Here is an 11,946-nt window from a genome sequence, read left to right as displayed (position 1 = left end):
CTGACTCCCGACCAGGCAGCTTCTTCCGTTCGTTCGCGCCAACAGTCGCGCCGGTTTCTACCCTGTCCGCCGAGTAACTTCTCGTACCACCGCCTTCACGAGGAGTCGTCGCATGTCTGAGGAGACCTGGCTCGCTGCCCGCCTGATCCCCACGTCGGGCATCAACGGCGCAGAGGAACAGGAACGGCGGGCGACCTCCGCCCTGCTGGCGGTGATGAGCGCGGTGCGGGAGTTCGGGCGCGTCCTGACCCAGTCCCTCGGAGCGCCGGCCGGGACGGTGCAGACCTTCATCGAGGTGCCCTTCAAGCTCGGCACCCAGCAACTCTTCCCGGACGGCCTGATCCGGGTCACCCGAGGGCAACGGCAGTGGACCGCGCTGGTCGAGGTGAAGACCGGCAGCAACACGCTGCGGACCGACCAGTTGGAGGCTTACCTCGACATCGCTCGGGAGCAGGGCTTCGACGCCCTCATCACGATCTCCAACGAGATCGCCCCCGTCCCGGGCCAGCATCCGACGACCGTCGATCGCCGGAAGCTGCGCAAGGTCGCCCTGTACCACCTGCCCTGGACGGAGATCCTGACCCAGGCGGTGATCCAGAAGGAGTATCGCGGCGTCGCCGACCCGGATCAGGCCTGGGTCCTCGGCGAGTTGATCAGGTACCTGGAGCACCCCCGCTCGGGCGCGCTGGAGTTCAGCGACATGGGGCCGGCGTGGGTGCAGGTGCGTGACGGGGTGTCCGCCGGGACCCTACGGGCCAACGACGGCGGCGCGGCGGAGGTGGCCGGTCGCTTCGACGCGCTGATCCGCTATGCCTGCCTTCGTCTCGGCCGACAGTTGGGCACCGAGGTCACCCCCGCGCTGAGCCGGAAGGATCTCGCCGATCCGGCCGGCCGCACCCAGTCGCTGGTGAACCAGCTCGTCAGCACCGGAACCCTGACCGGCAGCATCAGGATTCCCGGTGCGGTCGGTGCACTTCAGGTCATGGCCGACCTGCGGGCCGGGCAGATCGTCTGCCATGTCGACGTTGACGCCCCCCGTTCGGGCCGGCCGACGACGAGGGTGAACTGGCTGGTCCGCCAGTTGAGGGACGCACCGGATACTGTGCGGGTCGAGGCGTTCGCCATGCATGCCCGGGGCGGCGGCGCCACGGATCTCCTGCGTCGGATCCGCGAGGAGCCCATCACGCTGATCGCCGACCCGTCCCGTGAGCTGCGCGCCTTCCGGGTCGCCCAGAGCACCACGGCGGGCACCAAGCGCGGCACTGGACGGGGTGCGTTCATCGATTCCGTGCTGCACGCGATCGACGACTTCTACGAGCAGATCATCCAGAACCTCAAGCCGTGGATGCCCGCGCCCCCACGGCTCCGTATGCCCGACGATGTCACCCCCGTGCAGCCGGTGTCCGCCAGCCTCGTCTCCACCGCCATCTCCTCCCAGGACAGCCCGGAGTTCGACACCCCGCCCGCAGGGGCCGAGCGCCGTGCGACCGTCGGCCAGCCGGAGGCATGATCGGGACCTGGACTGGTGACGTCGATCAGGGGATCGGGCGGACCTGGGTGGCGCCCCGGTAGCAGCCCGTGCGCCCCGGCGGCGACGTCCAGCCGTCGCCGGTGATCCGCACCTCGGCCCAGACACAGCTCCGGGTGCTGGTCAGCAGGTTGCCGTAGGACGAGATGCCGGCGTAGTCGATGGTGAAGTCCCGGCTGCGCGCCGGCGCGTCGCCGTCGGTGACGGTCAGCACCACCCGCGCCGGCCGGGGCACGGCCGGGGTGCCCGCCGGGGCCGGCATGAACCGGGGCCAGCTCGCCCCGCAGGCGGGCGAGTAGCGCAGCTCCACCATGCCGACGACCCGCTCGTCGACCAGCACGGCGGCGCTGTCCACGGTCGCCACGGCGGGGTCGGCGGCGCAGCCGGCGTCCTTCGGGTCCGCCCCGTCGCGCACCTCGACGGCCGGGGCGGGCCCGGTGGACGTCGGCGACCCGGCCCCCGCCGGCGGGGTGGGGGCGGGCGGCGGGCGGTCCGCGGAGCGCCAGCCGAGCGACGCGAGCCCGACGACGAGTGCCAGCAGCAGCCCCGCGCCGGCGGCGGGGAGCAGCAGCCGGCGGCGGGACCGGTCAACCGGTGCCGGGGGCGGCAGCGCCTCGGCGGGCGGCCCGGCCGCCCCGGCCACGATGCCCGTTCCGGGCCCGGCCGCGGGCGCGGCTGCGGCGACCTGCCGCCAGCGGCGGGCCCAGGCCGCCTCGTCGCCGCCGAGCGCGCGGACGTACGCGAGGGTGGTGTCGAGGGTGGGCAGCCTCCGCCCGCCGGCCGCCTCGGACAACGAGCTGGACGAGCGGTGGGCCCGGCGGGCCAGCGCCTGGTAGGTGGGCCGTCCGGCCTGCTCGCGCAGCCTGCGCAGCTCGGCGGCGAAGGCCTGCACGGGGTCGGCGTCGGGGTCGAGGGGGCGCTCCGCCCGGGCCATCCTGGCTCCTCGGATTGATTGACCAGCGCCGGCATTGATTGTCCAGCGCCACACAGCGTAGAGACGACCGCCCGCGGAAGGTAGAGATGGAGGTCGATTCGTTGCCGAAGATCGGCTATCCACTGTGGAGGAAAGATGACTACCGCATCCCGTACGCCGAGGGCCGCCCGCCGGGCGCTGGCCGTCGTGGCCGCCGGTGCCCTGGCCGCCGCCAGCCTGCTCGTGGCGAGCCCGGCGAGCGCCGCCTGCCCCTCCTCCGGCTGCGACGGCAGCGACCCGATCAGCACCGGCTGCTCGGCCGACGCCCGCAACGCGACCAGCCAGCCCGCGTACATCATGAAGGGCGCGACGACGCTGGCCGTGGTGGAGCTGCGCTACAGCGCATCGTGCGGCACCAACTGGGGCCGGATCAACAACCGGGTGACCCCGAACAGCGTCAAGGTCAGCGCCTACCGGGAGAGCCCGTACAAGTCGACGCCGTGGTACGGCGGCACCGGCGCGCAGTACTACGGCGACCAGCTCTACGGCGACAACTCGGTGATCTGCGCGGTCGGCGAGGTCGTCTACGGCGGGGTGACGTACACCAGCACGCCGCTCTGCGCGTGACCGGCGCGGGCGTCGACCCAGGCGTCGGCGCGGGCTGAGCGACACGGCGACCGTCAGCGGCCGCCAAAGCCGTCAGGAGCCGCCGAAGCCGTCAGGAGCCGCCGAAGCCGTCAAAGGTCGTCAGGCGGTGGGCGCGCCGCGCAGCAGGCCCCGGGCGTGGGCGATCGCGGCCGGGGTGTCCGGGAAGACCAGCCCGTCGCGGCGCAGCTCGTCGGCCACCCCGAGGGTGGCGAGCACCTGGTCGTGGCCGGGGGTGATGCCGGAGAGCAGCACGGTGATCCCCCGGCCCCGCAGCCGCCGGATCGCGTCGCCCAGCACGTGCGCCCCGGTGGCGTCCAGCGCCGACACCCGGGACATCCGCAGGATGACCACCCGCACGTCGGCGACGTCGGAGAGCTGGAGCAGGAAGGTGTGGGCGGCGGCGAAGAAGAGTGGCCCGTCCAGCCGGTAGGCCACGATGTGCTCGGCCAGCAGCGCGTGCTCCTCGGCGCTGTGCTCGCCCCGGTCGAGGGGCACCTGCTCCAGCCGCGCGCTGCGGGCCACCGCGCGCAGCGCGATGACGACCGCCACGGCGATGCCGACGGCCACGGCGGTCACCAGGTCCCAGATCACGGTGACGGCGAAGGTGAGCACCAGCACCAGCGCGTCGCCCCGGGTGGCGCGGGCCAGCGCCAGGAGCGAGGCGGCCTCGACCATCCGTACGGTGGTGGCGAGCAGCACCCCGGCGAGCGCCGCGAGGGGGATGCGGCCGACGAGCGGCGCGGCGGCCAGCACGATCGCGGCGAGCGCGACGGCGTGGGTCAGCGCGGCCAGCTTCGACGACGCCCCGGCGCGCACGTTGACCGCGGTGCGGGCGATGGCGGCGGTGGCCGGGATGCCGCCGAACAGCGGGGAGGCGAGGTTGGCCAGCCCCTGCCCGAACAGCTCCTTGTCCGGGTCGTGCCGCTCGCCGACGGTCATCCCGTCGGCGACGGTGGCCGACAGCAGGCTCTCCAGCGCGGCGAGGGCGGCGACGGCGAGCGCGGAGGGCAGCAGCACGCCGACCGCGCCGGGGTCGAGGAAGCTCAGCGACGGCGCGGGCAGCCCCTGCGGCAGCGCGCCGATGCGGACCAGGTCGACCGGCGCGGTCTCCGCGAGGATCGTCGCGGCGGCGACCCCGACCAGGGAGAACGGCACGCCGGGCCGCCAGCGGCCGCCGAGCAGCATCAGCGCCGCGACGCCGAGGGCCACCGCGAGGGCAGCCGGCCGGGGGTGTACGACGAACCGGGCGACCGCGTCGGCGGCCACCGCCCACACCCGCTCGCCGTGCGCGTCTGTCACGCCGAGCGCGGCGGGCACCTGTTGCAGGGCGATGACCACGGCGATGCCGGCGGTGAAGCCCTCGATGACGGGGGTCGGCAGATAGCGGACGTAGCGGCCGAGGCGGGCCAGCGCGAGGGCGATCAGCAGGAGGCCGGCCAGCGCGCCGACCATCAGCACCCCGGTCGGGCCGAACTGCTGCACCACCGGCACCAGGACCACGGTCATCGCGCCGGTGGGGCCGGAGACCTGGAGGTTGGAGCCGCCGAAGACGGCGGCCACGGCACCGGCGACGACGGCGGTGACCAGCCCGGCCTGCGCGCCGAGCCCGGAGGTGACGCCGAAGGCGAGGGCCAGCGGCAGGGCGACGATGGCCACGGTGAGGCCGGCGAGCAGGTCGCGGCGGGGCGAGCGGCGTACGGCGTGCCAGTCGGCGCGGCCGGGCAGCAGGCCGAGGACGCGGTCGCGGACGGCGGCGGTCGCGGCGGCGGCGGCGGCAGTGACGGCGGTGGCGGCGCTCACCGGACCACTCCGGGCCGCGCGCCGGCCTCCCCGCTGACGGCCGGAGCCGAGCCGGCGGACGGCACGGAGCCGGCGGACGGCACGGAGCCCGCAGCCGGCACGGCGTCGGCGCGCAGCTCGTCGAGGAGGGCGTCGCGGTCGGTGAGGACCGCGCCGAGGATGCGCCGCCCGGCGGCCAGCAGGTCGGCCACGTCGGGGGTGCTGAGGGAGTACACGACCAGGGGGCCGTCGCGGTGGGAGGCGACCATGCCGGCGCGGCGCAGCACGGCGAGCTGCTGGGAGAGGTTGGACGCCTCGACGTCGATGGCGGCGAGCAGGTCGCGGACGGGCTTCGGCCCGTCCTGGAGCAGTTCGAGCACGCGGATGCGCACGGGATGCCCGAGGGTGCGGAACAGCTCGGCCTTGGCCTGGTACAGCGGCACGGACACCTGGGGACTCCCCGCTCGACGACCCATACGTGAAGACTTTAACACTTGCAGAAATCTTCAAGTCGAAGAGCGGGGACGCCCCCTCAGGCCGCCGGGACGAACCGGACGGCGTCGGCCACCACGTACCCGTCGGTGCCCTCCGTGCGGATCAGCACGCTGCCCGCCGAGCCCGCCGCGAACTCGTATGCGCCGAGCGACACCCACTGCCCGCCCGAGCCGCGCTGGTCCACCGTGCGGGTGGTCACGCCCCCGGCGTGCGCCACGTCCACCGGCACGTTGCTCGCCCGGTTCGGATCGGCCGTCCAGCGCAGCTGGACCGTCCACGTGCCGGCGGCCGGCAACGCCGGGGTGAACCGCAGCCGGTTGACGCCCTTGCCGGTGTTGCCGTCGTGCTCGTAGTCGGTGCCGTAGTAGCCGCCGACGGCGGTGCTGCCCACCCAGGCCCCGCCCCGGGTCACCCCGGCCGCGCGGTTGTCGACCACGATCTCGCCCTCGGCGACGGGCGGCCAGGTGAGGATCTGCCCGTCGGCACGCAGCCGGGCCTGGAGGGCGCCGACGTCGACCCGCTGCGCCGGCACGCCCGCGTCGAGGGCGAGCTTCGCCGCCGTCGCGGCGGACTGGGCGAGGATCATGAAGACCGGCTCCATCCGGATCGAGCCGTACGCGATGTGGCTCGCCGCCAGGCAGACCGGGACGAACAGGTTGGCGCACTGCCCCTGCGCGGGCACGATCGACCGGTAGCTGACCGGGTACGGCCCCGGCACCCCCACCTGCACGTCGCCCTCGTTCTTCACCACCCCGTTCACCACCACCCGCTGGCAGTTGTGCGAGTCCATCGTGTAGCTGGCCAGGCCGACCGAGTCGGCGACCCGCACCGCGCCCCGGCAGTCCCGCTCGGTCATCACGTAGTCGGCGAGCATCCGCCGCGCCTCGCGGACGTACAACTGGGGTGGCCAGCCACCGGTGGCGGTGAACTCGTCGGCGGCCAGGCCCCAGGCGGCGGTGTCGGCCCGGACCGACGCCGGCAGCCGGGGGTCGTTGGCCAGGAACCACAGCAGACCCTGCTGGTACGCCCGGTGCTCGGCCACCATGCTGTCCCGCTGCGCCCAGGTGGCCGTCGGGTACGCGTAGCCGGCCCCGATGAAGTCGGTGGAGAACGCGCCGGTGTTGTTGGAGTCGGTCTTGCCGCCGCCGACGCTCTGCGTGGTGAAGAACGGGCCGGTGTAGCCGGCCTGCACGTAGCGCAGCAGCAGCTCGTAGTCGGCCGGGTCGTAGCCGGCCGGCTTCGGGAACGGGATCCGGTCGGCGGCCCGGGTGAGGCACATCCGGAAGTTGTACGCCTGGATCCGGTCGTCGCCGGTGCCGTTGGGCGCGACGGGGGCGGCGGAGATGCCGGGCAGCAGGCCGCTCGCGGGGTTGCCCGGCGTCACGTACGGGTCGACGGGCAGGGTGAACTGGTGCGCCCCGCGCAGCTGCACCCCGTTGATCGTCTCGCCGTACACCGAGTTGGCCTCCCGGCCCACCGTGAACGGCACCCCGGCCGCCGCCATCAGGTCGCCCTCGTACGTGGCGTCGACGAACATGCCGCCCGCGAAGAGCCGCCCGTCGTCGGTGGCCAGGCCGGTGAGCCGGTCGCCCGCGCGGGTCACGGCGGCGAGCCGGGCGTCGAGGTGGACCGGGATCGCGTGCTCGGCGAGCAGGTCGGCGAAGACGGCGGCGGCGACGTGCGGCTCGAAGACCAGCCGCATCGGGGAGGTGGGGGTGACGGCCGTGCCGGCGTACTTCGCGTGGACCCGGCGGTAGAACTCCCCGGCGAGGCCGCCGATGGCGGCGCTGGTGCCGCTGTCGGTGTAGCCGAGGCCGCCGGTGGTCAGCCCGCCGACGTGGCCGCCCGGCTCCACGATCAGCGCGGTGCGCCCCAGCCGGCGCATCTGCACGGCGGCCATGATCCCGGCCGACGTCGCGCCGTAGACGACCAGGTCGGCGGTGACCGTGGCGGCGGTGCGGGCGGACCGGCCGGCGGCGGGCAACCCGGCGCTGGGCAGCCCGGGGCCGGCGGCGGCCCGGGCCGGCTGGCCGAGGCCGGTGACGGCGGGGGCGAGGAGGGTGGCGCCGCCGAGGCGCAGCAGGCGGCGGCGGTCGAGCGGGAGCGGCATCGCGCAGGCCCTTCGGGGAGAGGGGAAAGGCGCGCGCCGCCGCACCTCGGGAACGCATCGACTTTCGTGCATGCGCTCGGCTGCTGTCAAGCGCCTGCGGGGTGATTGGAGGGGCCCCTTCCTATACAGAAAGCGTTAACAAGGGGCCCCTCCTTTCAGTTCACCGTGCGCAGGACGGGGCGGGCGGTGAGGGCCGCCGCGGGCAGCGGGCGCGGGGCCCGCACCGTGAACGTCGCCGACTCCCCCGGCAGCAGCGTCACCAGGGCCTCGTCGACCTCGGCGGCCGGGTCGAGCCGGTCCGGGAACAGGGTCAGGTCGCGCAGGAACGTGCGGGCGGTGACGCGTACCCGCTGCCCGCCGTCGACCTGCTCGACCGTGGCGTCGTATTCCGCCGCCGGCCAGTCGGCGTCGCGGTCCTCGGCGAAGAACCAGAACGCCCGCCCGGCGTCGCCCGCCTCGGCGACCAGCAGCTCCCGCCGGGGCTCCTCCGGCCGGGCCAGGTCCGCCGGCAGCGCCAGCTCCACCTTCCCGTACGCGGGCACGTCGAGGTCGTACGCCGACTTCGCCCTCGGCTCGCCGTCGGCCGTGACCCGGGTGACGGCGGCGGGGGCCCGCCACGGCTGCCCGGTCTCGTTGACGGCCACCAGCGCCAGCCCGCCGTCGCGGGGCTGGACGGTGAGCAGCCGGTCGGCGTACGCGCGGCGCAGCGCGTACCACAGCGGTTTGCGCCGGCCGTCGCCGTCGACGGCCGCCCAGGAGGTGACGGGCCAGCAGTCGTTGAGCTGCCACACGATGGCGCCCATGCAGACCGGCCGGTGCGAGCGGAAGTGCTCCACCCCGAGCTGGATGGCGCGGGCCTGGTTGAGCTGCGTGAAGTAGTGCCACTCGGCGAAGTCGGCCGGCGGGGGCAGGTGCGCGTCCAGGCCCCGTCGGAGCTTCGCGTCGCCGTCGATGGCCTTCTGGTGGTGGGCCATCCCCGGCGAGTCGGGGGCGAGCGGGTCGTCGGAGATGGCCCGGCGCAGCGTCGCGTACGCCGGGGGCGCCTGGTAGCCGAACTCGGCGACGAACCGGGGCAGGTACTCGCGGTATTTGGTGTAGTCGTCGGTGTTCCACACGTCCCAGATGTGCATGCTGCCGTGCGCCGGGTCGTTGGGGTGGATCTCCGCCGATCCGGGCCGGTCCGACCAGCCCGACCAGGGGCTGCCCGGCCAGTACGGGCGGGTCGGGTCCAGCTCGGCGACGATCGCCGGCAGCAGCTCCAGGTAGTAGCCCCGGCCCCAGGTGCGCCCGGCGAGGCGCTCCTGCCAGCCCCAGTCGTGCCAGGCCCAGATGTTCTCGTTGTTGCCCGTCCAGAGCACCAGCGACGGGTGGGCGGCCAGCCGGGTGACCTGTTCGCGCGCCTCGGCCTCCACCTCGGAGCGGAACGGCTCCTCCTCCGGGTAGGCCGCGCAGGCGAACAGGAAGTCCTGCTGCACCAGCAGCCCGAGGGAGTCGGCCAGCTCGTAGAAGTCCTCCGACTCGTACCGGCCGCCGCCCCAGACGCGCAGCAGGTTGATGTTCGCACCGACGGCCTGGTCGAAGCGGTGCGCCAGCCGCGCCCGGGTGACCCGGTCGGGGAACGCGTCGTCGGGGATCCAGTTGGCCCCCCGGACGAAGACCGGCACGTCGTTGACGACCAGCGTGAACGCGGAGCCGTACGCGTCGGGGGCGGTGTCCAGGCGCACGGTGCGGAAGCCGATCCGGCGGGACCAGGCGTCCAGCTCCCGGCCGTCGGCGGCGTGCAGCCTCACGTCGAGGGGGTGCAGCGGCTGGTCACCGTACCCCCGGGGCCACCACAGCGCGGGGTCGCGGACCTCGACGGTCAGCGCGGCCGTGCGCTCCCCCGCCGCGACGACGGCCTCGGCGGCGGCCCCGGCCACCGTGGCGCGGACGGTGACCGGCTCGCCGGCGGTGGCCTGCCCGGAGGCGGCGCGCTCGATCTCGACTACCACCTCGACCCGGCCGACACCGTCGGCGACGGTGACCAGCGGCCGGACCGTCGCGAGCCGGGCCGTCGACCAGGCGTGCAGGCCGATCTCCTGCCAGATGCCGGCGGTGACGAGCGTCGGCCCCCAGTCCCAGCCGAAGTTGCAGGCCGTCTTGCGGATGTAGTGGAAGGGCTCGGGGTACGCGTTGGGCCGGTCGCCGAGCCGGTCCCGGTGCGCCTCGGCGTAGCGGTAGGGCGAGTCGAACCGGACGGTCAGCGTGTTGGCCCCCGGCCGCAGCGCGTCCGCCACGGCGAACCGGTAGCCCCGGTGCATGTTCTCGGCGCGGCCGACCTCGACGCCGTTGACGGCGAGCGTGGCGACCGTGTCGAGGCCGGCGCAGACCAGGTCGACCCGGTCGGCGTCGCCGGTCGGCGCGTCGAACGTGGTCTCGTAGACCCAGTCGGTGCGCCCGATCCACGCCAGCGCCGTCTCGTTGTCGTCGAGGTAGGGGTCGGGGATCAGCCCGGCGGCGAGCAGGTCGGTGTGCACGCAGCCGGGCACGCTCGCCGGGACCGACCGGCTCGCCACCTGCGGCGGCGCCTGGCCCCCGGCGACGGCCCGCAGCAGCCAACCCTCGTGCAACGATTGCCGGATCACGACTTCACCGCGCCTTCCATGATTCCGCGGACGATCTGACGCCCGCCGACGAACAGCATGACCAACAGGGGAATCGTGGCGACGAACGCGCCGGCCAGCACCCGCCGGTAGATCACGTAGTTGCCGCTGGCCAGGTCGGAAATGGCCACCATCGAGGTGGGGAAGTCGGTGCCGCTGAGCGTGATGAGCGGCCACTGGAAGTCGTTCCAGGTGGCCACGAACGTCAGCAGGCCGAGCACCGCGAGGGCGGGCCGGATCGCCGGCAGCACCATGCTCCAGTAGATCCGCATGGTGGTCGCGCCGTCCACCCGCGCCGACTCGACCAGCTCGTCGGGGACGGAGTTGACGATGAACTGGCGCATGTAGAACACGCCGAACGCGGTGACCAGGCCGGGCGCGACGACGGCGAGCAGGGTGCCGTTCCAGCCGAGCTTGCCCATCACGATGTAGAGCGCCACGATGCCGAGCTGGTTGGGCACGGTGAGGGTGAGCACCACGAACAGCATCAGCCAGCCGCTGCCCTTGAACCGCAGCTTGGCGAACGCGAAGCCGGCCAGCGAGCAGAAGAACAGCACCGAGGCGGTGACCACGGTGGAGACGATGAGACTGTTGATCAGGCCGGCGGCGAAGAAGACGTCCTGGAGGGAGAAGACCTCCTCCAGGTTGACCAGGAACCGGTCGCCGGGCACGACCGCCGGGGGGATCATCGCGAGGGCCTCGTCGTCGCTGGTGGCGATGACGAACATCCAGTACAGCGGGAAGACCGAGAAGAGGATCGTCACGGCCAACAGCAGGTACGTGCCGAGGCCCGCCGGGGTGTCCTGCGGGGCGCGGCCCATCAGCCGGGCCCGCCGGCCCCGGGGCGCGGGGACCTGCGCGACGGGCCTGCGCGCGGTGTCGACGGCGCTCATGTGCGGCCTCCGGACAGGCGGCTCGTCAGCCAGGTGTTGATGCCGGCGATGACGAGGATGATCAGGAACAGGGCCCAGGACATCGCGGCGGCGTAGCCGAGGTTGAGGTCCTTCCAGCCCACCTTGTAGATGAGCTGGGCGATGGTCTGCCACTCGCCGTTCGGGCCGCCGGTGGCCGCCTGCGCGTTGAGGTCGAACAGCATCGGCTCGGTGAAGAGCTGGAGCCCGCCGATGGTGGAGAGCACGACGGTGAACACGACGACCGGCTGGATCATCGGCACGGTGATCTGCCAGAGCTGCTTCCACGGGCCCGCGCCGTCGATCGCCGCCGCCTCGTAGACGTCGCGGGGGATGGACTGCATGGCCGCGAGGTAGAGCAGCGCGTTGTAGCCGATCCACTTCCAGTTGACCATGGTGGCGACGGCGATCCAGGAGTGCAGCTTGTCGGCCCGCCAGTCGATCGGCGCGTCGCCCCCGCCGAACGGGCCGAGAAGCCAGTTGGCCAGGCCGAAGTCGCGGGAGAAGAAGACGCTGAACACCATCGTGGAGGCGACGATCGGCGTGACGTACGGCAGCAGGACGCCGACCCGCCACCAGGTCTGGGCACGCAGCCTGCGGTTGAGCAGCGAGGCGAGCACCAGGGCGAGCAGCAGTTGCGGCACCGAGGAGAGCAGGAAGATGCCGAAGGTGTTGTAGAGGGCGTTCCAGAAGTCCTCGTCGCCGGCGAGCCGGGTGAAGTTGTCGAGCCCGGCCCAGTACGGCAGCGTCGGGTCGTCCAGCTCGTAGTTGCGCAGCGCCACCACGCCGTTGAACAGCAACGGGAACAGGCCGAAGACGGCGAACAGCAGGAAGAAGGGCGCGATCATCAGGTACGGCAGGTAGCGCATGTCGAAGCGGTACAGCCGGTCGCGCCAGGCGAGCCGCCGGGTGTCGGGCAT

8 protein-coding genes and 1 pseudogene are annotated in these 11,946 nt (G+C 73.6%); 2 read left to right on the top strand and 7 right to left on the bottom strand.

Annotation, left to right across the window (positions count from 1 at the left end; all coding sequences use genetic code 11):
* The first annotated feature begins 112 nt into the window (after positions 1-112).
* A complete protein-coding gene (locus tag O7628_RS20285) occupies positions 113-1,510 on the top strand; it encodes a stress response protein (protein WP_278132818.1) in 1,398 nt (465 codons plus the stop codon).
* Between the two features lie 25 nt (positions 1,511-1,535).
* Here the strand turns inward: O7628_RS20285 and O7628_RS20280 are convergent, their stop codons facing one another.
* Positions 1,536-2,462: an XRE family transcriptional regulator gene (locus tag O7628_RS20280; protein ID WP_278132816.1), complete on the bottom strand. Its 927-nt coding sequence runs from the start codon at positions 2,460-2,462 to the stop codon at positions 1,536-1,538.
* A gap of 135 nt (positions 2,463-2,597) precedes the next feature.
* On the opposite strand from O7628_RS20280, the gene O7628_RS20275 reads away from it, so the two are divergent.
* Positions 2,598-3,068, top strand: coding sequence for a DUF2690 domain-containing protein (locus tag O7628_RS20275; RefSeq protein ID WP_278132815.1), 471 nt, complete (start codon positions 2,598-2,600; stop codon positions 3,066-3,068).
* A 120-nt stretch (positions 3,069-3,188) separates the two neighbouring features.
* On the opposite strand, the gene O7628_RS20270 is transcribed toward O7628_RS20275, so the two are convergent.
* From O7628_RS20270 to O7628_RS20245, 6 genes and pseudogenes are all read right to left on the bottom strand, one after another.
* A complete protein-coding gene (locus O7628_RS20270) occupies positions 3,189-4,817 on the bottom strand; it encodes a SulP family inorganic anion transporter (RefSeq protein WP_278136360.1) in 1,629 nt (542 codons plus the stop codon).
* 179 nt (positions 4,818-4,996) lie between these two features.
* Positions 4,997-5,317 (bottom strand): annotated as a pseudogene (locus O7628_RS20265) (metalloregulator ArsR/SmtB family transcription factor); the annotation flags it as partial.
* A gap of 83 nt (positions 5,318-5,400) precedes the next feature.
* Positions 5,401-7,473 (bottom strand): FAD-dependent oxidoreductase, encoded by a 2,073-nt coding sequence (locus O7628_RS20260; protein ID WP_278132813.1) that lies wholly within the window; start codon positions 7,471-7,473, stop codon positions 5,401-5,403.
* Positions 7,474-7,628: 155 nt separating this feature from the next.
* A complete protein-coding gene (locus tag O7628_RS20255) occupies positions 7,629-10,097 on the bottom strand; it encodes a glycoside hydrolase family 2 protein (RefSeq protein WP_278132811.1) in 2,469 nt (822 codons plus the stop codon).
* Positions 10,094-10,936, bottom strand: coding sequence for a carbohydrate ABC transporter permease (locus O7628_RS20250; protein WP_278136359.1), 843 nt, complete (start codon positions 10,934-10,936; stop codon positions 10,094-10,096). Before O7628_RS20250 ends, O7628_RS20255 begins: the two co-directional genes overlap by 4 nt.
* 68 nt (positions 10,937-11,004) lie before the next feature.
* A complete protein-coding gene (locus O7628_RS20245; RefSeq protein WP_278132810.1) occupies positions 11,005-11,946 on the bottom strand; it encodes a sugar ABC transporter permease in 942 nt (313 codons plus the stop codon).

This window comes from Micromonospora sp. WMMD956 (assembly GCF_029626125.1).
GTDB classification, from domain to species: Bacteria; Actinomycetota; Actinomycetes; order Mycobacteriales; family Micromonosporaceae; genus Micromonospora; species Micromonospora carbonacea.
This window is presented reverse-complemented; position numbering and strand designations above follow the sequence as displayed.